The sequence below is a fragment of the Albimonas sp. genome (assembly GCF_055129145.1).
In genome coordinates, this window is record NZ_JBSRTQ010000070.1 from 1 (window position 1) to 22594 (window position 22594).

Consider the following 22594-nt stretch of genomic DNA (forward strand, 5'->3'; position numbering starts at 1 on the left):
GCGCGGCGTTGCGGCGGGGGGCCGGGCGGCGCCGTCTCCCGCCCCCTCAGGGCAGCATGATTTCCAACGGGGGGAGGCCGGGCGCTTCGAGCCGCCAGCGCTCGCCGGGCGCGACGGGGGGCAGGCCAGTGAGCGACCCGGTGATGATCCAGTCGCCGGCCTTGAGCCCGCCGAGCAGGTCGCCGCCGGTCCGCGCATAGCTCTGCAGCGCTTCCAGCGGGTCGACGGGGGCGTAGGGGGCGTGGATGTCCAGGCCGTCGCGCAGGAGGACCGGGCGCGGGAACGGGCCGAAAGGGGGCGGGCCCGCGACCGGCGTCCCCAGCACGACGGCATGGGCGATGAAATCGTCGGCCATCTTCTCGGGCCGGGTCTGGTCGGGGTCGGCGACCCGGGCCCGGGTCAGCTCGAAGGCCGGGGCGTGGGCGTCGACGAGGCCCGCGAGGGCGTCGAGGCTCATCGCCGGGTCGGGGGCCAGATCACGGGCGAGGCGCAGCGCGATCTCGCCCTCGATGCCCTCGGCCCCCGCCGGCGCTTCCGGCGCATGGCTCAGGATCGCGATCGGCGCCGCCGCCGCGGGCGGGCCGCCGGAGACTTTCCACGCGCCGGAGCGGCCGAGCGCCCGGTGGATCTCGGCCTGGATGGCGTAGGCCTGCCCCAGATCCGCAGGGCGCAGCGCCTCCGGCAAGCGGGGGATCGGCCGACCGGTGCGCCGGGCTTCGAGCAGCAGCGCCGCCGCCGCCTCCGCCCGGGTCACGACAACGATCGGGGGGAGGGGCGGCTGGGCATGTCAGGCGGTCTCCATCTCGGCGAGCTTCGCGCGCAGCCCGGCCTTGTGGACTTTTTCGAGCGTCGAGCGCGGCATCTCCGACACCACGAACACGTCGCGCGGGCGCTTGAAATCGGCCAGCTTGTCGCGGCATTCGGCGAAGATCCGGGTCTTGAGGCCCTCGTAGCCCTCCGGCCCCAGATCGGGATCGGGGATCACGAAGACCACCGGCACCTCGTCGAGCATCCGGTCCTTGCGGGCGACCACCGCATTCTCGTAGACGCCGCCGACCGTCGCCACCACCCGCTCGATCTCGGACGCCGCGACGTTCTCTCCGCCCACCTTCAGCATGTCCTTGTCGCGGTCGGCGAAGGTGATCCAGCCGTCCTCGTCCAGCCGCACCCGGTCGCCGGTGTCGAACCAGCCGTCCTCCGAAAAGCTGTCGTTTGTGGCTTTCGCGTTGCCCAGATATTCCAGGAACAGCTGGATGCCGCGCCAGCCGCGGCATTGCAGGCGCCCCGTTTCGCCCGGCTCGACCATCTCGCCGTCCTCGCGCAACACCCTTATGTCGTAGCCGGGGCCGGGGCGGCCGGTGGAGCCGGGGCGGGCGCCGAGGCTCGACGCCTCGCCGATCAGGCCATGGGTGATCGTCTCCGTCATCCCCCACCAGCCGATGGAGCGGATGCCGAAGACGCCGTCCCAGGGCAGCTCGTTGCCCGACATCCCGAACATGCGGAAGGTATGCGCGTCAGGCATCGGATGCTGCTGGACCGCCTTGCAGAAGAACGGCAGCATCGAGGCCCAGGTGCAGCCGTTGCGCGCCGCCACGTCCCAGAAGCGCGAGGCGGAGAAGCGCGGCTGCATCACCACCGCGCCCCCCACCCACATGGTCGGCAGGATCGAATAGGTCCGCGCATTGGTGTGGAAGGTCGGCATCTGCACGAGATGCACGTCGGCGGCGGTCAGTCCCTCGTTGAACGCCGAAGTCCGTGCGCCCCAGAGCGCGTTGCCTTGCGTCCACAGCACCCCCTTGGGGCGGGACGTCGTGCCGGACGTGTATTGCACCGAGCCATGCCGCCACGGGTCCGGGGCCGGGCGGCGCAGGCCGGCGGGGTCGGCGTCGATGGCGGAGAAGGCGGAGCCCTTGTCGGGGGCGAGGTTGGCCGGCGGAGCGCCCCCGCCGACCATCGCCTCGGTCACCGCCACCCATTTCACATGGCGGCAGGCGCGGGAGACGAGCTCGGCCAGCTCCGGCTGGGTGATCGCGGCGACCGCCCCGCAATTGTCGGCGAAATACTCCAGTTCGTCGGCCGACGAGCGGGTGTTGGTGGTCACCACGATGGCGCCGATGCGCTGGATGGCGAACCAGAGGAATTCCATCTCCGGGCAGTTGTCGAGATGGACGAGGACGCGGTCGCCCTCTCCGATGCCCCGCGCCGCGAGGCCGGCGGCGATGCGGTCGACCCGGTCGCGGAACTGGGCGTAGGTCCAGGTGCGGGCCGGCCCCTCGAACGGCTCCCAGATCAGGAACGGGCGCTCGGGGCTCCTGGCGGCGCGGTGGTCGAGCAGCCAGTTCACGTCGCGCCCGGCGAAGGGGTTGATGATCGCGGCTCTGGCGTCGCGGGGGGCGGCGGCGGCTCCGGTGGGCATGGTCGTGTCTCCTCCCAGATGGCGGCGCGTCGGGGCGCCGCTCGTGTTTGGTCATTGGCGAGACTACCGCCCCTGCGCGCGGAGGGAAGCGGGGTTCGCGGTTCTGGCGGGCGGAAAAGGCGGGGGCGGGGGATGGCGGGCTGGCGCCCGCCCTACGCTTCCCCGCCCGCGCGCGTCAGACCGTCTCGGGCGCGCCGAGGATGGTGGTCGCCTGGCTCGACAGGAACCCGCCATTGCCGTGGGCGAGGGCGAGCTTCGCGCCCTCCACCTGCCGGTCTCCGAGCCCCCCCATGATCTGCTGCGCCGCCTCGACCAGGGTGAAAAGCCCGTACATGCCGGGATGCACGCAGCTGAGCCCGCCGCCATTGGTGTTGACCGGCAGCGCGCCGCCGGGCGCGATCCGCCCGCCCTCGACGAAGCGCCCGCCCTCGCCTTTGGGGCAGAAGCCGAGATCCTCGAGGAACAGGATGGTATTGATGGTGAACGCGTCATAGAGCGCCAGAACGTCGATGTCCGAGACCCCGACCCCCGCCTGCGCCATCGCGCGGGGCCCGGATTCGGACGCCGCGGTCACCGTCAGGTCCGGCATCGCGGAGATGTTCATGTGCCAGGTCGCGGCCGCGGACCCCAGCACATGCACCGGGGTTTTCGCGTGGTCCTTCGCCCGGTCCGCCCGGGTCATCACGATGGCCGCGGCCCCGTCCGTCACCAGGCAGCAGTCCCGCACGCCGAGCGGGTCGGCGACGCGCCGCGCGCCCAGCACGTCCTCGATCGAAAGATCCTCGCGCATGAAGGCGTCGGGGTTGAGCTTCGCCCAGTCCCGCGCCGCCACCGCCACCGCGGCCAGCTGCTCGGGCGTCGTGCCGTACTGGTGCATGTGGCGCGACGCGGCCAGCGCGTAGGCGGCCACGGGGAGCACCGGCTTGTAGGGCCCCTCGAACGGATCCGCCCGCGCGGAACTTTGCAGCTTCCCCGACGCCGTGCGCTGCACGGAACCGTAGGCGATCAGCGCCACGTCGCAGATCCCGGCATCCAGCGCCAAAGCCGCCTCCGCCACATGGGTCAGGAAGGCCGAGCCCCCCGTCCGGTTGTTGCCGGTCACCTTGGGATGCACGCCCAGATGCTGAGCGAAGCTGAGGCCGGAGATGTAGTCCTGCGGCAGCCCGATCCACAGCCCGTCGCAATCGCCCGGCGTCAGCCCGGCCTGCTTCAACGCTTTGACCGAGGCGTGGACCGCGACGTCGATGGCGTCGAAGCCCGGCGCCTCGCCGATGCCATGGGTGGCGGCGCCGACGATGGCGGTGCGGCCGCGGGGGAATTTGTCAACCATCTCAGGCGCCTCCGACCGGATGGAACACCAGCAGGGGGCGGCCGTCCTCTTCGATGATCCGTGCGGCGACCTGCATGCCGATGCGCACCTCCTCGGGCGGGATCCCGTCGACGCGGGACATCATCCGCGGGCCTTCGGCGAGGTCGATCAGCGCCACGTTGTAGGAGGGTTTGGGCGGCCGCATCCGCATGACGGACGTCGAATAGACCACGCCGCGGCCCGAGGCCTCGACCCATTCGAGATCGGTGTCGCCGGTGCGCGGCTCGGCCACGCGGGGGTGCCAGAAGATCTGGCCCGACTTGCGGGCGCGGGGCAGCATGAAGCGGCCGGCGGCCAGATGCTCCAGCCAGTCGGCCTCGGGCCTGAGGCCGGTTGCGGGTTCGGTCATCGCGGGTCTCCTCCCAGTTTTTTCGGTCGTTTCGTCCATCAGGCGCCGAGGCCGCGCCGGACGCAAGCGGGGCGCGGCGGTTTCCAGATATGTGATGGATCGTCCCGGGGCGCCCGCCCCTCCCCTGCCCGGAACCGGAGCCCGCCATGACCGACGCCGCCGCGATGATGAACCCGATGAGCCTTGAGGGCCGCGCCGTGATCGTGACCGGCGCAGGCCAGGGCATCGGCCGGGCGGTGGCCGAACTGGTCTGCGCACTGGGCGGCGCGGTCGGCCTCGTCGACCTCAACCCCGAAGCGCTGGCCGAGACGCAAGGCCTCCTGCCCGAGGGCCGCTCGATCCGCCTGATCGGCGACGTCGCCGCGGCCGGGTTCGCGGAGGTGGCGGTGGCCGAGACCGTCGCCCGCTTCGGCGCGCTGCATGGCCTGGTCAACAACGCCGGCATCACCCGCCCCGCGATGATCGGGAAGATGACCGAGGAGCAATGGCGCCTCGTCATCGACGTGCACCTGACCGGGGCCTGGCGCTTCATCCAGGCCGCCGGCGCCCACATGGTCGCGCGCCACAAGGCGGGGGACGAGAGCGGCGGGTCGATCGTGAACATCTCGTCGGATGCGGGCGTGCAGGGGACGGTCGGGCAGATCAACTATTCGGTGGCGAAATCCGGCATCCTCGGCGCGACCATGTCCACGGCGCGCGAATGGGCCCGCTACAACATCCGCGCCAACGCCGTCGCCTTCGGCATGGTCGAGACCCCGATGACCGAGACGGTGCGCTCCGAGAAATTCCGCGACACCTATCTGGCGCGGGTGCCGATGGGTCGCTGGTCCTCGCCGCAGGAGGCCGCGAACCCGGTCTGTTTCCTCTTGTCGGACGCAGCCTCCTACATCACCGGGCAGCGGCTTTCGGCCAATGGCGGCAGCCAGATGAATCCGTAGGGGCGCATCGGTCGCGGGGCGGGGCGGTTTGCAGGGCGGGCCGGACGGCCCCATGATCGGGGTCCCGCCGCTGCTCCGGACCCGACGCTCATGCCCATCGACACGCTCTTCGAAAACGCCCTTCTGCCCGACGGGTCCCGCGCCGCCTTCGCCGTGACCGGGGGCCGGATCGAGGCGATCCTGCCCGAGGGCGCGCCGCGCCCCGAGGCCGGGGCCACAGTGGATTTCGCCGGCCGCCTCGTCGCGCCCGGCTTCGTCGAGGGGCACGTCCATCTCGACACCTCCTTCATCGGCGACGCCTGGATCCCCCACAAACCCAACGCCGCCGGCTTCGACGTCCATGAGCGGGTGCGCTTCCAGAACGAGAATCTGGCCCTCGCCGGCCCCCTCGAACAACGCGCCCGCGACCATCTGGACTTCTGCCTCGCCCAGGGCAGCACAAGGATGCGCTCGCATGTCATCGTCGACCTCGACCGCCGGCTGACCCATGTCGAGGCGCTGCTGGCGCTGCGCGCCGAATACGAAGACCGCATCGACCTGCAGATCTGCGCCTTCCCTCAATCGGGCATCCTGCTCTCGCCCGGCGTGGCGGAGCTGATGGACGAGGCGATGGCGATGGGCTGCGACGTGGTCGGCGGGCTCGACCCCGCCAATTTCGACCTGGACCTCGAGGGGCATCTCGACGTGGTCTTCGGCCTGGCCGAGCGGCACGGCGCCCTCATCGACATCCATCTGCACGACGCCGGGCACCTCGGCGTGTTCGAGATCGAGCGGATCGCCGACCGGACCAGGGCGCTGGGCATGCAGGGGCTGGTCGGGATCTCGCACGCCTACGGGCTCGGCGACGTGGCGGAGGCGCAGCAGCGCAGGACCGCGGCGAAGCTGGCGGAGGCGGGCGTGGCGATCATGACCAACGCGCCGGGCGCCCGCCCCCTGCCCCCGGTCGCGATCCTGCGCGAGGCGGGCGTCACCGTGTGGTCGGGCTGCGACAACATCCGGGATTCGTGGTGGCCCTGGGGGGATGGCGACATGCTGGGGCGGGCGAACATGATCGGCTACCGCTCCGGCTTCGCCACCGACGCCCAGCTGGAGATGTGCTTCGACATCGTCACCCAGGGCGGAGCCGCCGCGCTCGGCCTGAGCGATTACGGGTTCCGCCCCGGCGCACCGGCCGACTTCGTCACCCTCGACGCCCGCCATCCGGCCGAGGCGGTGGCCGCGAAGCCCCGCGACCGGCAGGTGTGGAAGAACGGCCGCCTGATCGCCGAGAACGGCAAAATGCTGGCCTGAGGTCCTGGGGGCGGAAGGCGGGCGCCCTCCCGCTCACCGCACCCTCGGCGCCACGGGGGCCGCAAATGGCGGGCTCGCGCCCGGCCCTACGCGTTCTTGATGGTCAGCCCGCCATCCACCGGGATCGCCACCCCGGTGATGTAGCTCGCCGCCGGCAGCACCAGCGACAGCGTGATATGAGCCACTTCCTCCGGATGCCCGTAGCGGCCGAGCGCGGTGCGCCGCTTGGCGAAGATCGCCTTGTGCTCTTCCGAGATATGGCTGGTGATCCCGGTCAGGATCGGACCGGGGCAGATGCAGTTGACCGTGATCCCCTCGCGCCCGAAATCCACCGCCAGCGCCCGGGTCAGCCCGATCACTCCGGTCTTCGCCGCCACATAGGGCGAGTTGTTCTTCGTCGCCCCCCACCCCTCCGTCGAGGCGATGTTCACGATCCGGGCCGCGTCGGACCTGCGCAGCCAGGGCAGCGCCGCCCGGATGGTGCGCTGATGGGCCGAGAGCATTCCCGCGAGGCTGAGCGACCACGCCTCCTCATAGGCCTCGTCATCCTCGAAGGCCGGGTGGCGGGAGAAGCCGGCGTTGTTGATCAGGATGTCGAGCCCGCCGAGTTCATCCGCCAGCGCCGGCACCGCCTCGCGGATCGCCTCGGCGTCGGTGACGTCGAGCGCCATGGGGATCGCGCGCCCGATCCCTTCGCCGCCGGGCGCCGCGCGGGCCGCGTCGATCTCGGCCGCGACCATCTCGCAGGCGTCGGGGCGCAGGTCGGTGACCGCGACGTCGGCGCCTTCGCGCGCCAGCAGATGCGCGGTCGCCCGCCCCATGCCGCTGGCCGCCCCGGTGACGATGGCGCGGCGTCCGCGGATCGAACGGCTGAGCTCGCGATATGGCTGCATGGCATGTCCCCCTGCGCGGCCGGCGATGCGGGAGGCGCCGCCGGGACCGTCAGACTGGCCCTCCGCCCCGCGCCGCGCTTGCGTCGAGAGGCGCGGTGCGAAACCCGGGCGAGGATGCGGGCGAGGGGTTGAATACCGAACGTTCGGTATTAACTCTTCCGTCACGCCGGCCGCCCCCCCGCCGGCAAGGAGACCCCATGGCCCGCCCCCAGACCGTCGAGGATGAAGAGCTGCTGTCGCGCCTCGCCGCGGTGTTCTGTGATCGCGGCTTCGGGGGGGCGTCGCTCGCCCAGCTCTCCGCCGCCGCCGGCCTCGGCAAGGCGAGCCTCTACCACCGCTTCCCCGCCGGCAAACGCCAGATGGCGGAGGAGGTGCTGGCCAACGCCTCGACCCGGCTCGATCGGCTGGCGGCGGAGATGCTGGACGGACCCGGCGACCCCTCGGCCCGGGCCGCGACGGCGGCGGCGCGGTTAGACGCGTTCTATGCGGGGGGGGCGCGGGCCTGCCTGCTCAACATGCTCTCCGCCCCGCGGGACGAGGACGGGCCCTTCGTCGACGGCGTGCGCGCGGCGTTCGAGACGCTGATCGCCGCCTTCGCGACGCTGGCCGAAGAAGCCGGCGCCCCCCCGACCGAGGCGCGGGCGCGGGCCGAGCGGGCGGCGATGTTCCTGCATGGCGGCCTGGTGCTGTCGCGCGGCCTGCGCAGCGCCGAGCCCTGGCGCAGCGCGCTCGACGCGATGACCGCCGAGCTGATCCGCCCCGTGCCCGCGCCCGAGCCCGCCTCCGTCCCGGCGCCCGCTTCCGCGCCTGTCCCCGCCACCGCCTGACTCAAGGAAAGCCGTCGATGACCGCGCATTACCGCAACCGCATGTTCGGCCCCCACGCGCTGGCGACCCAGACCGCGCGGCTCGGCCGTCCGACCCATGCGCGCGACCCCGAGACCGACGCCCCCGACCTGCATGCCCCCGACATGCTCGGCCCCGACGAACAGGCCTTCATCGCGAGCCTCGACACAATGTTCATGGCCACCCATGGCGAGACCGGCTGGCCCTATGTCCAGCATCGCGGCGGCCCGCCGGGCTTCGTGCGCATCCTGTCGCCGTCGGAATTCGCCTTCGCCGACTTCCGCGGCAACCGGCAATACATCTCGGTCGGCGCGCTGAAGGCCGACGACCGGGCCGCGTTCCTGTTCCTCGATCCCGCCCGCCAGGCCCGGCTCAAGGTCATCGGGCGGGCGCGGGTCGCCGATCTCGCCGCCGAGCCCGCCCTCGCCGAAGCGCTAGCGCTGCCCGGCTATGACGCGCGCGTCGAACGCGCGATGGTGGTGAGCGTCGAGGCCTTCGACTGGAACTGCCCGCAGCACATCACGCCGCGCTTTTCGGCGGCCGAGATCGCGCCCCCCATCGCCCGCCTCCAGGCCCGCATCCGCGAACTGGAGGCCGCCCTCGCCGCCCGCGGCGACGGCTGAGGCCCCCCCGTTCCGCCCGCCCCCGACCCGAGGGGACGCGGCGGTCCCCCCCGATCCACTCAACCGGAGGACTTCCCCATGAAGATCGAACGCAGCGGTTCCGCAGCCTGGTCCGGCGGCCTGAAGGACGGCAAGGGCGCGCTTTCCACCGAAAGCGGCGCGCTCGACGCCCATCCCTATGGCTTCGCCACCCGTTTCGAGGGCGTGAAAGGCTCCAACCCCGAAGAGTTGCTCGGCGTCGCCCATGCCGGCTGCTTCACCATGGCGCTGTCGATGATCCTCGGCGAGGCGGATCTGACCGCCGAGTCGCTGCGCACCACCGCCAAGGTCACGCTGGAAAAGCTCGACGACGGCTTCGCGATCACCAGGGTGGCGCTGGACCTGCAGGCCAAGATCCCCGGCGCGACCGACGCCCAGTTCCAGGAGCTCGCGGCCAAGGCCAAGGCCGGCTGCCCGCTGTCCAAGGTGATCAACGCCGAGATCACGCTGACCGCAACGCTGAACTGAGCGCCGGCGGGCGGGCGCCGCCCGGCCCGTTATGCTCGGACCCCGGCCCGCCTCCCCGCGGGCCGGGGGTTTCGGCTTTCGCGCCCCGCGAAGCCTATTCGCCCCAGAGCACCAGCCCGACGATGCCCAGCGCGACGAGGCAAACTCCGAGAATCTCGCGCCGGCTCGGCCGTTCGCCGAACATCAGGACCGAGGAGGCCACCATGAAGATCACCTCGACCTGGCCCAGCGCCCGCACATGCGCGGCGCTCTGCAAGGTGAAGGCGGCGAACCAGCCCAGCGAGCCGAGCATCCCCACCAGCCCCACCCAGCTCGACGCCCGCCAGGACCCCGCCAGCGCCCGCGCCTCCGCCGGCATGCGCAGGCCCAGATAGAGCACGGTCAGCACCGCCTGGAAGGTGGTGACCATGGCGAGCGTCGTCGCCGCGCGCAGGATCACGTCGCCGCTGTCCAGCGACAGCGCCGCGCCGCGATAGGCCACCGCCGACAGGCCGAAAAGCCCGCCGGACGCGATGCCGATCAGCGCGCTTCTGGCCGAGACCCCGGCCCCCGCCACCTTGCCGGCCGGCAGGGAGATCAACGCCACGCCGGCGAGGCTGACCAGGATCGCCGCCGCCCCCGCCAGCGACATCGGATCGCCGATCAGCACCACGCCGATCAGCGCGGTCTGCACCGTCTCGGTCTTGGTCAGCCCGGTCGCCACCGCGAAATTGCGCAGGGAGAACAGGTGGATCAGCAGCCAGGTCGCCGCGATCTGCGCGAGGCCCCCGACGATGGAGAACACGAAGAACTCCGCCGGCGCGCCGGGCGGCGCATCCCCCCGCCCCCAGATCAGCGCGGCCAGCAGGGCGAGCGCCAGCGGGGCCGCGTAGACGAAGCGGGCGCCGGTCGCGCCCTCGACGCTCAGCGTGGCGCGCAGGCGTTTCTGCAGGGCCGAACGCAGGTTCTGGCAGAAGGCGGCGGCGATGGTGATGGGGATCCAGAGTTCCATCCGGCCACAAAGCCCGCGCCCCGGCGGCGCGCAAGGCCGGGGCGCGGAAACCCGGATTGCGCTGCGCGCAAGCCTTCCGCAGGATCAGGCTCAGCCCGCCGCGGCGCCGCGCTCCCCCCCTCGGCGGAACCGCGCGCGATAGGCGCCCGGCGCCACGCCCGCCACCTCTCCGAACGCCTTTCTGAACGCCTCGGCCGAGCCGAAGCCGCAATTGGCGCCGACGTCGTCGAGGCCGAGCCCCGTCTCCTCGAGCAGCTTCATCGCCCGGGTCACCCGTTCCCGCCGGAGCCATTTCAGCGGCGTGGTTCCGGTCGCCTCGCGGAAGCGGCGCAGGAAGCTGCGCTCGCTCATCCCCGCCCGGTCGGCGAGGGCCGCCACCGACACCGGCCCCGCCAGCTCGCCCCGCGCCCAGTCGAGCACGCCCGCCATGCTCCGCCCCGGGCGCAGCTGCACCGGGGCCTCGACATATTGGGCCTGACCGCCGTCGCGATGCGGCGGCATCACCATGCGCCGGGCGACGATATTGGCGACGCGCGCGCCGTGATCGGCCCGGATCAGGTGCAGCCCCGCGTCGATGCCGGCGCTGCTGCCGGCCGAGGTGATGACGCCCCGGTCCTCGACGTAAAGCGCGTCCTCGGCCAGCTCGACGCCCGGAAACCGCGCCTTCATCGCCGCCATGTGGCGCCAATGCGTGGTCACGCGGCGGCCTTCCAGAATGCCCGCGGCGCCGAGCACGAAGCCGCCCGAGCAGATCGCCAGCATCCGCGCGCCCCGGGCATGGGCCGCGCGCACCGCCTCGACCAAGGGCGCGGGGGCCGGGTCGTCGCGGTCGCGCCAGCCGGGGATGACCACGGTGTCGGCGGTCTCCAGCAGCTCCAGCCCCGCGTCGACCTCGACCCGGAACCCGCCCATGGCGCTGAGGCCGCCGGGCCGGCTCTCGGCCGCGGCGAGGGCGAAGTCGTACCAGGGGAAATCGAATTCGGGGCGCGGCAGGGCGAAGAGCTCGGTCACGATGCCGAATTCGAAGGTGCAGAGCCCGTCATAGACGATGGCGACGACCCGGTGCGGCGATGGGGGCGGCGATGGGGTTGGGGCGGCCATGATCCCTCCGAAACGGCATTGGCGGAAACATACCAGATGATGGCGTTTCCGCCACTCGCGCGCGCGCCTCGCCCGCGGCATCAAAGGTCGCAGAGCAAGGAGCCCGCCATGACCAGCCCGATCACCGAACACCCCGCCGCCGCCCCCGACCGGGCGCTCGCGCATTTCGAAGCCCTGCTGGCGTTCGAGACCGATTGCTGGGACACCCATGCCGCCCTGGAGGCGCCCGGCCCCGACCCGGATTTCGTGGTGCTCGACGTGCGGTCCCCCGCGCTCTTCGCCGCCGGTCACGTCCCCGGCGCCCAGTCGCTCCCCCATGGCAAGATGACCGCCCGGCGAATGGAGGCCTTCGCCCCCGGGACCACTTTCGTGGTCTATTGCGCGGGCCCCCATTGCAACGGGGCCGACAAGGCGGCGGTGCGGCTGGCGCGGCTCGGCCTGCCGGTGAAGAAGATGATCGGCGGGGTGACCGGCTGGCTCGACGAGGGGTTTTCGCTGGCGACCGGGGCCTAACCCACCCCGCCCCCTTCCAGAAACCGCTTCATGCCGCCGAGCCGCTCGGCCATGTGATCGAGGAACACCCGCGCGCGGGGCGCCCGGCGCAGGTCGGGATGGACCAGCAGCCACAGGCCGGTGGAGAGCCCGTCCGCCGGCCCCTCCAACCGCGCGAGCCCGGGGCGCGCGTCGCCCATGAAGCAGGGCAGAAACCCGCGCCCGGCCCCGGCGCCGATGGCCTCGGCGAGGCCGAGCATGGAATTGGCGCGATAGCCGACGTCGCCGCCCTCCGCCGTCACCCGGGCCCGGGTCGCCGCGGCGGCGGGGAGGTCGGCGAGGTCGTCGGACGGCGCGACCCAGCCCGTCGCCGCCCCCCCCGCCGGGCCGTAGAGCGCCCAGCAGAGCGTCGCCACGCGGCGCCCCACCAGGGTCTCGGGCGGCTGATCGGTGGCCCGGATCGCCACGTCGGCGTCGCGCCGCGACAGGTTCATCGGGAAATTGCCCAGCGTCACGTCGAGCCGCACCGCCGGATGCGCACGCCGGAAATCGGCGAAGATCGGGGTCAGCAGGTCGACCAGCAAGGCGTCCGAGGTCGTGACCCGCAGATCGCCCGCCGGCAGGATTTCCTGCGCTTCCAGCCGCCCGGCGAAACCCGCGGCGCGCGCCTCCATGTCGGCGGCCACCGCGGCCATCTCCTCGCCGGTGGGGGTGGGGGCGTAGCCCGTGCGCCCGCGTTCGAAGAGCGGCACGCCGAGGCTCGCCTCGATCTGGGCGAGTCTGCGGAACACCGTCGAATGGCTCAGCCCCAGGCGGCGGGCGGCGGCGGGCAGCCCCCCCTCTTCCGCCACCGCGCCGACCAAGCGGAAGTCGTCCCAGTCCGGCCCGTCGCGCCCTGCGCCCTGCATCCCCGACCCCCCTGACCCACGCTGAATTCGCTGCGTCATCTTCGGCGCATATGACCGGAAGATGTCGCGAATGCAAATCCATCTATGCACGGATGCAATGTCATGCCCCTTCGGATCCGGCCCCGCCTCCCCTATCTTCCTCCTCAGACGGAGGCGCCGACCTCCGCCCCCATCACCCCGCACCGGGGAAGCCCCCATCGCCCCGCACCGGGGCCGCCCGAGGAGACCCGCCATGACCGCCCGCACCCTGCATCACGTCACCGCCATCTCCGGCGCCGCCCGCCGCAACCTCGCCTTCTACACCGAGGTTCTGGGCCTGCGCCTGGTGAAGAAGACCGTCAACTTCGACGATCCCGGCGCCTATCACCTCTATTTCGGCGACGAGGCCGGCTCCCCCGGCTCGATCATCACCTTCTTCCCGTGGGAGCACGCCGCGCCCGGCCGCCTCGGCATCGGCGAGACGCAGGAGACGGTGTTCCGCATCCCCGCCGCCTCGCTCGGCTTCTGGACCCAGCGCCTGCTGGAGAAGGGCGTCACCCACGGCACGCCGGAGACCCGCTTCGGCGAGACCGTGCTGCCGTTCCGCGATCCCGACGGAATGCGGCTGGCGCTGGTGGCGCTGAAGGGCGCCGAGGCCGAGACGGGGCGCGAGGCCGAGGGCATCCCGGCCGAGCATGCCATCCGCGGCATGCAGGGCGTGAGCCTGCTGCTGGCGAAAACCGCGCCGACCGCGGCGATCCTGACCGGGGTCTTCGGCTTCGCCCAGGGCGCGACGGAAGGCACGACCACCCGCTTCACCGCCCCTGACGGGGGCCTGGGCGACGTGATCGACATCCGCGAGGCGGGCGAGTTCCTGCCCGCGCGCCCCGGCCGCGGCTCGGTCCACCACATCGCCTTCCGGGCGGCCGACGACGCCGATCAGGCGCGGATGGTGGGCCTGCTGGCGAAGAACCACGGCCTGCGCACGACCGAGCAGAAGGACCGCAACTACTTCCGGTCCGTCTACTTCCGCGAGCCCGGCGGCGTGCTGTTCGAGATCGCGACCGACGCCCCCGGCTTCGCCGTGGACGAGCCGGCGGCCGAGCTCGGCCAGGCCCTGAAGCTGCCGGCGCAGTACGAAGCGCATCGCGCCGAGATCGAGGCCGCGCTGCCCGCGCTGGCCTGACCCCCTGCGCCTCGCCCTTTTTGGAGGGGCGAGGCGTCCTCCCGCCGTTCCGACCTGAGGAGACGCCCCATGACCCGACCGATCTCCGCCACCGTCCCGGCGGTCCCCGAGTTCATCCACGCCTTCGTCCCCGGCGCCGACCCCGCCGCGCCGCCGCTGCTGCTGCTGCACGGAACGGGGGGCGATGAGCGGGACCTGCTGGATCTCGGCCCCGCGGTCTCGCCCGGCTCGGCGCTGCTCTCACCTCGCGGCAAGGTGTCGGAGCGCGGCGCGCCCCGGTTCTTCCGCCGCCATGCAGAGGGTCTTTTGGATGAGGACGATCTGCGCGCCCGGACCGAAGAGCTCGCCGACTGGATCGTCGCGCAGACCGAAGCGCATGGCCTCGTCGCCCCCATCGCGGTCGGATTTTCGAATGGCGCCAACATCGCCGCCTCCCTGCTGCTGCTGCGGCCCGGGGTTCTGTCGGGCGCGGTCCTGATGCGGGCGATGGCCCCCTATGCGAAGGCTCCGGCCTCGCCCCCGGGCGTGCGCCGGGCGCTGATCCTATCGGGCCTCGCCGATCCCATCGCGCCGGCCGAGACCGCGCTGCGGCTGGAAACCATGCTCCGCGACGCGGGCGCGGAGGTGACCCGGCGCACGGTTCCCGCCGGGCACGGCCTGACCCAGGCCGATCTGGTCGCCGCCCGCGACTGGATCGCCGCCGTCGGCAGGGGCTGACGCCGCGCTGCCGACGGCGGCCCCCTGCCAGGGCGCGGCCCCTCTCGCACGGCCGTTCGCAAGAGGCCTTGCGTCCACCTGCCGGGATGCCATTGCGTCATGCGGTTTGACATGCGCCCCCCAACGGCCACCCTTAGGGCGCACCGCACATGCGCGACGTCCCGGGCGCTCCGCTTTCTCGCCTCCGGCCCGTCGTGACTCGATGAAAGCGCAGGGGATGGCGTCCGCGCCAAGCCCCCGCCGTCAGGAGGAGCCGCCGCATGAGCCGACCCAGGTCGCCTTTCGCCCCCGCATTCGCCAGATCCGTTTTCGCCCGGCCCGTTTTCGCCCGGCCCGTTTTCGCAAAGCCCAAGCTCGGCGCCGCCGCGCTCGCCGGCCTTCTGGCCACGACGCTGGCGCTCCCCGCCCTCGCCGCCGACCTCTCGGTCGTCTCCGGCCCGGTCGGACGCGACAACGAGGTCCTGCGCGAAAACCTCGACAGGTTCGAGGAGATGACCGGCCACAAGGTCGAGATCGTCGAGATGCCGTCGTCGACCACCGACCAGTTCGCCCAATACCGGCTGTGGCTCTCGGCGCGCAATTCGGACGTCGACGTCTACCGCACCGACATCGTCTGGGCGCCGCAGCTCTCCGACCATTTCGTCGACCTGAAGGATGCCGCCGGCGACGCGGTCGACGACCATTTCGAGTCGATCATCGAAAGCCAGACCGTCGACGGCCGCCTGATCGCCATGCCGATGTTCACCGACGCCCCCGCACTCTACTACCGCAAGGATCTGCTGGAGAAATACGGGCTCGCCGTGCCCGAGACCTGGACGGAGATGGCAGACGCCGCCCGCACCATCCAGACGGGTGAGCGCGAGGCCGGCATCGACGACTTCCACGGCTACGTCTTCCAGGGCGCCGCCTATGAAGGGCTGACCTGCGACGCGCTGGAATGGGTGAAATCCTGGGGCGGCGGCCAGATCGTCAGCCCCGACGGCGAGATCACCATCGACAACGCGAAGGCCGCCGAGGCGCTGGACACGGTCGCCTCCTGGATCGGCGACATCTCCCCCGAAGGCGTGCTCGCCTACAAGGAGGAGGAGAGCCGCGGCGTCTGGCAGACCGGCAAGGCCGCCTTCATGCGCAACTGGCCCTACGCCTGGGCGCTGGGCGAGGCCGAGGATTCCGCCGTGCAGGGCAAGTTCGCCATCGCCCCCCTGCCCTCGGGCGGCGAAGGCTCCGCCGCGACGCTGGGCGGCTGGAACCTCGCGGTGTCGAAGTATTCCGAGAACGTCGAGGCCGCGACCGAGCTGGTCCTGTTCCTCACCGGTCCGGAGGCGCAGAAGACCCGCGCCATCGAGCTGACCCGCCTGCCGACGCTCGAGGCGCTCTATGACGACGCCGACATCGCCGAGGCGCAGCCTTCCATTCCCCAGTGGAAGGAGATCTTTCTCAACACCGTGCCCCGGCCCTCGGCCCCCACCACGACGAATTACAACGAGGTGTCGAAGGAGTTCTGGGATGCGGTCCACGCCACCCTCTCGGGCGAGCGCCCCGCGGCGGCGAGCCTCAAGCGGCTCGACGCGCGGCTGACCCGGCTGAAGGGCTCGGGCTGGTAAGCGCCGCGATGCCCCCGATCCCGGCCCCGATCCTGCGCGGCGCGCGCCTTCGCGCGCCGCGTAACGCGAGGGGGGGCGCATGATCGGCCCCGCCTCCCGCCCCCGGATCTCCCGCCCGCGGACCAACCTGCGGACCCAGCGCCTGCGCTCGGCCCTGTTGTTTCTTCTGCCGATGCTGGCGGTGCTGGCCTTCGTCGCCGGCTGGCCTCTGGCCCGCACCATCTGGTTCAGCCTCACCGACGCCTCGCTGGGCGATCTTGCGGGCGCGCAGTGGATCGGGCTGAACAACTACCTCGAATGGTTCGACTACGGCGACGGGGACGGCGAGTGGTTCGGCCTGCTCGCCGATCCGGGCTGGTGGAACGCGGTGTGGAACACCCTGCGCTTCGCGCTGGTGACGGTCAGCGTCGAAACCGTGCTCGGCATGACCATCGCGCTCGCGCTCAACGCCGAATTCCCCGGCCGCGGCTATGTCCGCGCCGCGGTGCTGATCCCCTGGGCGATCCCCACCATCGTCTCGGCCAAGATGTGGGCGTGGATGCTCAACGACCAGTTCGGCATGATCAACGATCTCGGCATGCGGCTGGGGATCCTGTCCGAGCCGGTGGCCTGGATCGCATCGGGCGACACCGCGCTGATCGCGGTGATGATCGTCGACATCTGGAAGACAACCCCCTTCATGGCGCTCCTGATCCTCGCCGGCCTGCAGATGATCCCCCGCGACATCTACGAGGCCGCGCGCATCGACGGCGTCCACCCGGTGCGGGTGTTCTGGAAGATCACCCTGCCGCTCGTCGCCCCCGCCCTGATCGTGGCGACCATCTTCCGCGGGCTCGACGCGCTGCGCGTCTTCGACATCGTCTACGTGCTGACGCCCAACAACCAGCAGACCACCACCATGTCGGTCTTCGCCCAGCAGAACCTGTTCCAGTTCGACAAGTTCGCCTATGGCTCCGCCGCTTCGACCCTGCTGTTCCTGGTCATCGCCTTCATCACCATCGGCTACATCAAGGCCGCCCGGCTCGACCTCGCCGGCGACGGGGCGGGAGGGTCGCGATGACCCGGATCCTCAAGCGCGTCGGCTTCTGGGCGCTGCTGGCCTGCATCATCCTCTTTTCGGTGTTCCCGTTCTACTACGCGATCCTCACCAGCCTCGAGACCGGGTCGGGCATTTTCACCGTGTCCTACTGGCCCGACAAACTGGATTTCGGGAATTACGCCTCGGTGATGACCCAAGGCGAGTTCCCGCGGAATTTCCTGAATTCCGTGGGCGTGGCGGTGGCGGTGGTCGCCCTGTCGCTCTGCCTTGCGGTCACCGCCGCCTATGCGCTGTCCCGCGTGCCGTTCCGCGGGCGGGGGCTCCTGCTGCTCACGGTCCTCTCGGTCTCGATGTTCCCGCAGATCGCGGTGCTGGCGGGACTTTTCGAGATGGTCCGCGCCTTCGAGCTCTACAACAGCCTCGGCTCGCTGATCCTGAGCTACATGATCTTCACCCTGCCCTTCACCGTCTGGGTGCTGACCACCTTCATGCGCGACATGCCGGTGGAGCTGGAGGAGGCCGCCATCGTCGACGGCGCGACGCCCCTGCAGATCGTGACCCGGGTGTTCCTGCCCCTGCTCTGGCCGGCGCTGGTCACCACGGGGCTGCTGGCCTTCATCCAGGCCTGGAACGAGTTCCTCTTCGCGCTCACCTTCGTCGCCTCCAACGACACCCGCACCGTGCCGGTGGCGATCGCGATGATCTCCGGCTCTTCGGGCAAGGAGGTGCCGTGGGGCGAGATCATGGCGGCGTCGGTCATCGTCACCCTGCCGCTGATCGCCATGGTCCTGGTCTTCCAGCGCCGCATCGTGGCCGGCCTGACCGCCGGCGGAGTCAAAGGATGAGCCTTATCGAAAATCCCGACTGGTGGCGTGGCGCGGTGATCTACGAGGTCTATCTGCGCTCGTTTCAGGACTCGGACGGCAACGGCATCGGCGACCTTCAAGGCCTGCGCCGCCGTCTGCCCCATATCGCGGCGCTCGGCGCCGACGCGGTGTGGATCACGCCGTTCTTCCGCTCGCCGATGAAGGATTTCGGCTACGATGTCTCGGGCTATGGCGACGTCGACCCGATGTTCGGCACGCTGACGGATTTCGACGCGGTGGTGGAGACCGCCCACGCCCTCGGCCTGCGCATCGTCATCGACCTCGTGCTGTCGCACACCTCCGACGCGCATCCCTGGTTCGTGGAAAGCCGCGCCACGCGCGACGGCGCCCGGGCCGAGTGGTATGTCTGGGCCGACGCCAAGCCCGACGGGACCGCGCCCAACAACTGGCTGTCGATCTTCGGCGGGCCGGCCTGGGAATGGGACACCTCGCGGCTGCAATACTACATGCACAACTTCCTCGCCGCCCAGCCCGACCTGAATTTTCACAACCCCGCGGTGCAGGACGCGATGCTGTCGGTGGCCGAGCGGTGGCTCGAGCGCGGGGTGGACGGGTTCCGCCTCGATACCGTGAACTTCTATTTTCACGACGCGGCCCTGACCGACAATCCGCCCCTGCCCCACGAACAGCGCAACGCCAACATCGCCCCCTCCGAAAACCCCTACAACTTCCAGGACCATCTCCACGACAAGACCCAGCCCGAAAACCTCGCCTTCCTCCGCCGCCTCCGCGCGCTCTGCGACCGTTTCGGCGACCGCGCGCTGCTTGGCGAAGTGGGCGAGAGCCAGCGGGGGCGCGAGGTCATGGCCGACTACACCGAAGGCGGCGACAAGCTGCACATGTGCTACGATTTCGACTTCCTCGCCCCGGATCCGCCGACCCCGGCGCGGGTGCGCGAGGTGATCGCGGGGGTGGAGGCGGTCTCCGCCCATTCCTGGCCGTGCTGGGCGTTTTCAAACCATGACACCGTGCGCCATGCCACCCGCTGGGGGGCGGAGGCGACGGACCGCGCGACGCTGCTGGCCGCCCTGCTGCTGTCGCTGCGCGGCTCGGTCTGCCTCTATCAGGGGGAGGAGCTGGCTTTGCCCGAGGCCCATGTCGCCCTCGCGGATATCCGCGACCCCTACGGCCTGCGCCTCTGGCCGAAATTCCGCGGCCGCGACGGGGCCCGCACCCCGATGCCCTGGGCCGAAGCCGCCCCCAACGCCGGTTTTTCGGAGGCCGCCCCCTGGCTGCCGGCCCCTGACGCGCACCGCCCGCTCGCGGTCGACCGGCAGGAGGCCGACCCGGCCTCCCCCCTCCACGCCTATCGCCGCCTCCTCGCCTTCCGCCGCGCCCATCCCGCGCTGATCCATGGCGCGCTGGAGATGGAAGAGGCCGGCCCCGGCCTCGTCGTCTTCGCGCGGCGCGACGGCGCCGACACCGTCTATTGCGCCTTCAACCTCACCGACGCGCCCCAGGCCGCCCCCGCCCCCTGGCCCGCCGAGACGCTGGAGGTCCCCGGCCCGACCCCGCTCTTCGCCGGCGAGATCATCGACGGCTCCCTGCGGCTCGGCCCGCAGGACGCCTGGTTCGGCGCGCCCCCCGCCCCTTCCGGAGATCCCGCATGACCCGCCTGACCCTCGAGCGCCTGTGCAAATCCTACGGAACCGTGGAGGCGCTGCGCGACATCGACCTCGCCATCGAGGACGGCGAGTTCGTGGTCTTCGTCGGCCCCTCGGGCTGCGGGAAATCCACGCTGCTGCGCGTGATCGCGGGGCTGGAGGAGATCACGTCGGGCGCGCTCAATTTCGACGGAGAGAAGGTCAACGCCCTCACCCCCGCCCAGCGCGGCATCGCGATGGTGTTCCAGTCCTACGCGCTCTACCCCCATATGACGGTCTACGAGAACATGGCCTTCGGCCTGCGCCTGGCCAAAACCGCGAAGCAGACGGTGCGCGAGAAGGTTGAGACGGCGGCCGAAATGCTCCAGCTCACCCCCCTCCTGAAGCGTCTCCCCCGCCAGCTTTCCGGCGGCCAGCGCCAGCGCGTCGCCATCGGCCGCGCCATCGTGCGCGATCCGAAGGTGTTCCTGTTCGACGAGCCGCTGTCGAACCTCGACGCCGCGTTGCGCGTCCAGACCCGGATCGAGATCGCGGCGCTGAACGAGCGGATGGCCGACACCACGATGATCTACGTCACCCATGATCAGGTCGAGGCGATGACGCTGGCCGACCGCATCGTGGTGCTGCGCGACGGGCGGGTGGAGCAGGTGGGCGCCCCGATGGAGCTTTACGACCGCCCCGCCAACACCTTCGTCGCCCAGTTCATCGGCTCGCCCGCCATGAACCTGATGCCGGCCGAGGCCGGGCCCGACGGCCTCGCCGCCCCCGGCTGCGCCCCGGTTCCCCTGACCGCCCCGACGGGCCGGAAAGTCGCCCTCGGCGTCCGCCCCGAGGCGCTGCGCCTCGCCGAAGACCACGAGCCCGCCTTCTACGAGGGCCGCGCCACGCTGGTCGAAAAGCTGGGCGAAACCCAGCTGGTCTATTTCGAGCCCGCCGGCCCCGAGAGCACCCTGATCGCCAAGCTCCCCGGCGCCCTGCCCGCCAAGCGGGGCGAGACCTTTCGCATCGCCGCCGACATCGCCGACCTGCGCCTCTTCGGCCCGGACGGCAAGGCGATGGCGGCCGAACCTCTGCCCCAGCCCGCCTGAGCCCGGGTCGCCCTTCGGCCGGGAAAATCCTGCGGCGCAAAACGCCTGCCGCAGTGCAGCGACGTTGACCGGATGAAGAACTTGGAGTTAGCTTCAACTTAACAGCCAACCCCAAATTCGGGACCGCGCCCCTGTCCTCCGCTCCCCGCCCCCGCCGCGCCGCCCCGTGCGCCGCCCCGTCCGCCGCCCCGCGCGGCGCGGCCGGCGCGTGAGCCCGAAGGTGGTCCCCGCCGCCGCGGCGACGCTCGCGGCGTCGTTCTGGATCGCGGTCGGGCTGGTCTGCGCGGCGAACGTCCTGCTGCCGCTCCAGGACGCCTTCACCAAAAGCTACGTGCAGGCGCTTCCCGTCTGGCAGGTGCTGCTGGTCCGCTCGCTGACCGTGCTGACCCTGGCCCTGCTCATCGGCCGGCGCCCGGTGCTGCGGCGCATCCGCAAGGTGCGGAAGCTGCGCTTCATCGTGCTGCGCGCGCTGATGAACCTCGCCGCCTGGGGCGCCTTCTACCTCGCGCTGCGCGAGATCCCGCTGGCCCAGGCCATCACGCTCTATTTCTTCTCGCCGATCCTGGTGGCGCTGCTGTCCGGGCCCCTGTTGGGCGAGCGGGTCTCGCCCGGCCAATGGGCCGCCATCGCCGCGGGTTTCGGCGGCGTGGCGCTGGCGTCGGGCGCGACGAGCTTCGACGTCTCGGCCGCGTCCGGCATCGCGCTGATCGCCGCCTCGCTCTGGGCCGGCACCATGCTGATGCTGCGCGCGCTCTCGGGCGAGGAAGGGGCGCTGGCGCAGGTCGTCCTCGCCAACGCCGTCTTCGCGCTCGCGACCGGAGCCTTTGCGCTGATCTGGGGCTGGCAGGCCGACCTCGTCCAGACGCTCGGCATCGCCGCCGCCGGGCTGCTCGGCGGCGCGGGCCAGTTCGCGATCTACGAGGCGGCGCGGCGCATCCCCGCCTCCACCCTCGCCGCGCTGGAATACGGGGCGCTGGTCAGCGGCTTCGGCCTCGGCTGGCTGATCTTCGACGAGATCCCGACCGCCGCGGTGTGGTGGGGGGCGGGCCTGGTGCTCGTCTCCGGCGTCGCGGTGGTGGGGCTGGAGCGACGGCGCGCCCGCGCCGCCCCCGATCCACTCATTCGCGGCCCGCTCGCCCCCGCCGTGGCGCGCGCCGCCGAAACCTCCCCAACCCCGAAGCCAGGAGCTCCCGAATGACCGACGCCATCCACGACCAGGTCGCCAGATACATCTCGCAGACCCGCTATCCCTTCCCCGGCCAGCAGGACTGGCCCGCGGGCTACGTCACCATCTGCAACGCCGGCGCGCCGACCCGCGCCATCGAGGGACCCGAGGGGCCGTATCACCCCGACATCATCATCGTGTCGCCCACCGACGCGGTGCGCGAGATCGGCGAGGTCGAGATGAATGTCGACCCCGCCCGCCTGCCCTGGCTGAAGATCTGCTCCGAGACCTCGGACGACAGCACCCCCACCAAGGTCCGCCACTTCTTCCTCTATGTCCCCGCGGGGATGGAGGCCGACGCCCAGGCGATGCTGGAAGGCGCGGGCATCAGCTATGCCGGCGTGCGCGGCTTCACGGTGGAAGGCGACGCGATCCGGGTGACGCCCTTCGTGACCAAGGGCGACGACTACGACCACCAGATCACCGAGCCCGGCACGGTCTGACCTCAGGGCCGGGGAGAGCGACCCCCCCGGCCCGCGCAACCCGCCCCCGTGAATGGCCGACACCGTGATGCATGACATGATCGTCGTGGGGGGGGGGCGA

General features: G+C 71.5%; 23 protein-coding genes. 15 read left to right on the top strand and 8 right to left on the bottom strand.

Translation table 11 applies throughout. The features are described 5' to 3' along the window. Positions 1–46: 46 nt before the first annotated feature. From ACTB72_RS12245 to ACTB72_RS12260, 4 genes are all read right to left on the bottom strand, one after another. Complete coding sequence (locus ACTB72_RS12245; protein ID WP_463037275.1) at positions 47–754, bottom strand: hypothetical protein; 708 nt, start codon at positions 752–754, stop codon at positions 47–49. 33 nt (positions 755–787) lie between these two features. After that, complete coding sequence (locus ACTB72_RS12250) at positions 788–2416, bottom strand: AMP-binding protein (protein WP_463037276.1); 1629 nt, start codon at positions 2414–2416, stop codon at positions 788–790. Positions 2417–2591: 175 nt separating this feature from the next. After that, positions 2592–3746, bottom strand: a complete 1155-nt coding sequence (locus ACTB72_RS12255) for a thiolase (RefSeq protein WP_463037277.1) — start codon at positions 3744–3746, stop codon at positions 2592–2594. Between the two features lies 1 nt (position 3747). Continuing rightward, complete coding sequence (locus ACTB72_RS12260) at positions 3748–4134, bottom strand: Zn-ribbon domain-containing OB-fold protein (protein WP_463037278.1); 387 nt, start codon at positions 4132–4134, stop codon at positions 3748–3750. A gap of 146 nt (positions 4135–4280) precedes the next feature. Here ACTB72_RS12260 and ACTB72_RS12265 point away from each other — a divergent pair, with 146 nt between their 5' ends. Both ACTB72_RS12265 and ACTB72_RS12270 read left to right on the top strand, forming a co-directional pair. Then, positions 4281–5072 carry an SDR family oxidoreductase gene (locus ACTB72_RS12265; RefSeq protein ID WP_463037279.1) on the top strand — a complete coding sequence of 264 codons (792 nt, stop codon included), beginning with the start codon at positions 4281–4283 and terminating at the stop codon, positions 5070–5072. Between the two features lie 90 nt (positions 5073–5162). Beyond that, positions 5163–6362, top strand: a complete 1200-nt coding sequence (locus ACTB72_RS12270; RefSeq protein ID WP_463037280.1) for an amidohydrolase family protein — start codon at positions 5163–5165, stop codon at positions 6360–6362. A gap of 86 nt (positions 6363–6448) precedes the next feature. Here ACTB72_RS12270 and ACTB72_RS12275 read toward each other — a convergent pair whose 3' ends face one another. Next, positions 6449–7255, bottom strand: coding sequence for an SDR family NAD(P)-dependent oxidoreductase (locus tag ACTB72_RS12275; RefSeq protein WP_463037281.1), 807 nt, complete (start codon positions 7253–7255; stop codon positions 6449–6451). Between the two features lie 197 nt (positions 7256–7452). On the opposite strand from ACTB72_RS12275, the gene ACTB72_RS12280 reads away from it, so the two are divergent. The 3 genes from ACTB72_RS12280 to ACTB72_RS12290 all read left to right on the top strand — a co-directional run bounded on the left by ACTB72_RS12280 (position 7453) and on the right by ACTB72_RS12290 (position 9230). Continuing rightward, positions 7453–8082, top strand: a complete 630-nt coding sequence (locus ACTB72_RS12280) for a TetR family transcriptional regulator (RefSeq protein ID WP_463037282.1) — start codon at positions 7453–7455, stop codon at positions 8080–8082. A 17-nt stretch (positions 8083–8099) separates the two neighbouring features. Beyond that, positions 8100–8723, top strand: coding sequence for a pyridoxamine 5'-phosphate oxidase family protein (locus ACTB72_RS12285; RefSeq protein ID WP_463037283.1), 624 nt, complete (start codon positions 8100–8102; stop codon positions 8721–8723). Between the two features lie 84 nt (positions 8724–8807). Next, positions 8808–9230: an OsmC family protein gene (locus ACTB72_RS12290; RefSeq protein ID WP_463037313.1), complete on the top strand. Its 423-nt coding sequence runs from the start codon at positions 8808–8810 to the stop codon at positions 9228–9230. 94 nt (positions 9231–9324) lie between these two features. Here ACTB72_RS12290 and ACTB72_RS12295 read toward each other — a convergent pair whose 3' ends face one another. Together ACTB72_RS12295 and ftrA are read right to left on the bottom strand one after the other, a co-directional pair. After that, positions 9325–10221 carry an EamA family transporter gene (locus ACTB72_RS12295; protein ID WP_463037284.1) on the bottom strand — a complete coding sequence of 299 codons (897 nt, stop codon included), beginning with the start codon at positions 10219–10221 and terminating at the stop codon, positions 9325–9327. A gap of 90 nt (positions 10222–10311) precedes the next feature. Then, positions 10312–11322, bottom strand: a complete 1011-nt coding sequence (gene ftrA, locus ACTB72_RS12300; RefSeq protein WP_463037285.1) for a transcriptional regulator FtrA — start codon at positions 11320–11322, stop codon at positions 10312–10314. Between the two features lie 108 nt (positions 11323–11430). Here ftrA and ACTB72_RS12305 point away from each other — a divergent pair, with 108 nt between their 5' ends. Further along, the gene (locus ACTB72_RS12305) at positions 11431–11835 is read left to right on the top strand and encodes a rhodanese-like domain-containing protein (RefSeq protein ID WP_463037286.1); all 405 of its coding nucleotides are present in this window, start codon (positions 11431–11433) and stop codon (positions 11833–11835) included. Here the strand turns inward: ACTB72_RS12305 and ACTB72_RS12310 are convergent. Beyond that, positions 11832–12722 (bottom strand): LysR family transcriptional regulator, encoded by an 891-nt coding sequence (locus ACTB72_RS12310; protein ID WP_463037287.1) that lies wholly within the window; start codon positions 12720–12722, stop codon positions 11832–11834. The genes ACTB72_RS12305 and ACTB72_RS12310 overlap by 4 nt on opposite strands. 232 nt (positions 12723–12954) lie before the next feature. Here ACTB72_RS12310 and ACTB72_RS12315 point away from each other — a divergent pair, with 232 nt between their 5' ends. The 9 genes from ACTB72_RS12315 to ACTB72_RS12355 all read left to right on the top strand — a co-directional run bounded on the left by ACTB72_RS12315 (position 12955) and on the right by ACTB72_RS12355 (position 22494). After that, on the top strand, positions 12955–13887 hold the full coding sequence (locus tag ACTB72_RS12315) for a ring-cleaving dioxygenase (RefSeq protein WP_463037288.1): 933 nt from the start codon (positions 12955–12957) through the stop codon (positions 13885–13887). Between the two features lie 69 nt (positions 13888–13956). Next, complete coding sequence (locus tag ACTB72_RS12320; RefSeq protein WP_463037289.1) at positions 13957–14604, top strand: alpha/beta hydrolase; 648 nt, start codon at positions 13957–13959, stop codon at positions 14602–14604. 260 nt (positions 14605–14864) lie between these two features. Beyond that, positions 14865–16208 (top strand): ABC transporter substrate-binding protein, encoded by a 1344-nt coding sequence (locus tag ACTB72_RS12325; RefSeq protein WP_463037290.1) that lies wholly within the window; start codon positions 14865–14867, stop codon positions 16206–16208. Between the two features lie 79 nt (positions 16209–16287). Then, positions 16288–17268 (top strand): carbohydrate ABC transporter permease, encoded by a 981-nt coding sequence (locus ACTB72_RS12330; RefSeq protein ID WP_463037291.1) that lies wholly within the window; start codon positions 16288–16290, stop codon positions 17266–17268. Continuing rightward, entirely contained in the window at positions 17265–18092 is an 828-nt protein-coding gene (locus ACTB72_RS12335; protein ID WP_463037292.1) for a carbohydrate ABC transporter permease, read from the top strand. Before ACTB72_RS12330 ends, ACTB72_RS12335 begins: the two co-directional genes overlap by 4 nt. Beyond that, entirely contained in the window at positions 18089–19744 is a 1656-nt protein-coding gene (locus tag ACTB72_RS12340; RefSeq protein WP_463037293.1) for an alpha-amylase family glycosyl hydrolase, read from the top strand. The genes ACTB72_RS12335 and ACTB72_RS12340 overlap by 4 nt, the downstream gene beginning before the upstream one ends. Next, positions 19741–20826, top strand: coding sequence for an ABC transporter ATP-binding protein (locus ACTB72_RS12345; RefSeq protein WP_463037294.1), 1086 nt, complete (start codon positions 19741–19743; stop codon positions 20824–20826). Before ACTB72_RS12340 ends, ACTB72_RS12345 begins: the two co-directional genes overlap by 4 nt. Positions 20827–21034: 208 nt before the next feature. Continuing rightward, entirely contained in the window at positions 21035–22024 is a 990-nt protein-coding gene (locus ACTB72_RS12350; RefSeq protein WP_463037295.1) for a DMT family transporter, read from the top strand. Further along, entirely contained in the window at positions 22021–22494 is a 474-nt protein-coding gene (locus ACTB72_RS12355; RefSeq protein ID WP_463037296.1) for a hypothetical protein, read from the top strand. The genes ACTB72_RS12350 and ACTB72_RS12355 overlap by 4 nt, the downstream gene beginning before the upstream one ends. The last annotated feature ends 100 nt before the right edge of the window (positions 22495–22594 follow it).

What these genes read in the sequence shown, in the direction of transcription:
- ACTB72_RS12250 (WP_463037276.1), bottom strand. Translation starts at nt 2,416, where the DNA reads ATGCCCACCGGAGCCGCCGCCGCCCCCCGCGACGCCAGAGCCGCGATC.
- ACTB72_RS12255 (WP_463037277.1), bottom strand. Translation starts at nt 3,746, where the DNA reads ATGGTTGACAAATTCCCCCGCGGCCGCACCGCCATCGTCGGCGCCGCC.
- ACTB72_RS12260 (WP_463037278.1), bottom strand. Translation starts at nt 4,134, where the DNA reads ATGACCGAACCCGCAACCGGCCTCAGGCCCGAGGCCGACTGGCTGGAG.
- ACTB72_RS12265 (WP_463037279.1), top strand. Translation starts at nt 4,281, where the DNA reads ATGACCGACGCCGCCGCGATGATGAACCCGATGAGCCTTGAGGGCCGC.
- ACTB72_RS12270 (WP_463037280.1), top strand. Translation starts at nt 5,163, where the DNA reads ATGCCCATCGACACGCTCTTCGAAAACGCCCTTCTGCCCGACGGGTCC.
- ACTB72_RS12275 (WP_463037281.1), bottom strand. Translation starts at nt 7,255, where the DNA reads ATGCAGCCATATCGCGAGCTCAGCCGTTCGATCCGCGGACGCCGCGCC.
- ACTB72_RS12280 (WP_463037282.1), top strand. Translation starts at nt 7,453, where the DNA reads ATGGCCCGCCCCCAGACCGTCGAGGATGAAGAGCTGCTGTCGCGCCTC.
- ACTB72_RS12285 (WP_463037283.1), top strand. Translation starts at nt 8,100, where the DNA reads ATGACCGCGCATTACCGCAACCGCATGTTCGGCCCCCACGCGCTGGCG.
- ACTB72_RS12295 (WP_463037284.1), bottom strand. Translation starts at nt 10,221, where the DNA reads ATGGAACTCTGGATCCCCATCACCATCGCCGCCGCCTTCTGCCAGAAC.
- ftrA (WP_463037285.1), bottom strand. Translation starts at nt 11,322, where the DNA reads ATGGCCGCCCCAACCCCATCGCCGCCCCCATCGCCGCACCGGGTCGTC.
- ACTB72_RS12305 (WP_463037286.1), top strand. Translation starts at nt 11,431, where the DNA reads ATGACCAGCCCGATCACCGAACACCCCGCCGCCGCCCCCGACCGGGCG.
- ACTB72_RS12310 (WP_463037287.1), bottom strand. Translation starts at nt 12,722, where the DNA reads ATGCAGGGCGCAGGGCGCGACGGGCCGGACTGGGACGACTTCCGCTTG.
- ACTB72_RS12315 (WP_463037288.1), top strand. Translation starts at nt 12,955, where the DNA reads ATGACCGCCCGCACCCTGCATCACGTCACCGCCATCTCCGGCGCCGCC.
- ACTB72_RS12320 (WP_463037289.1), top strand. Translation starts at nt 13,957, where the DNA reads ATGACCCGACCGATCTCCGCCACCGTCCCGGCGGTCCCCGAGTTCATC.
- ACTB72_RS12325 (WP_463037290.1), top strand. Translation starts at nt 14,865, where the DNA reads ATGAGCCGACCCAGGTCGCCTTTCGCCCCCGCATTCGCCAGATCCGTT.
- ACTB72_RS12330 (WP_463037291.1), top strand. Translation starts at nt 16,288, where the DNA reads ATGATCGGCCCCGCCTCCCGCCCCCGGATCTCCCGCCCGCGGACCAAC.
- ACTB72_RS12335 (WP_463037292.1), top strand. Translation starts at nt 17,265, where the DNA reads ATGACCCGGATCCTCAAGCGCGTCGGCTTCTGGGCGCTGCTGGCCTGC.
- ACTB72_RS12340 (WP_463037293.1), top strand. Translation starts at nt 18,089, where the DNA reads ATGAGCCTTATCGAAAATCCCGACTGGTGGCGTGGCGCGGTGATCTAC.
- ACTB72_RS12345 (WP_463037294.1), top strand. Translation starts at nt 19,741, where the DNA reads ATGACCCGCCTGACCCTCGAGCGCCTGTGCAAATCCTACGGAACCGTG.
- ACTB72_RS12355 (WP_463037296.1), top strand. Translation starts at nt 22,021, where the DNA reads ATGACCGACGCCATCCACGACCAGGTCGCCAGATACATCTCGCAGACC.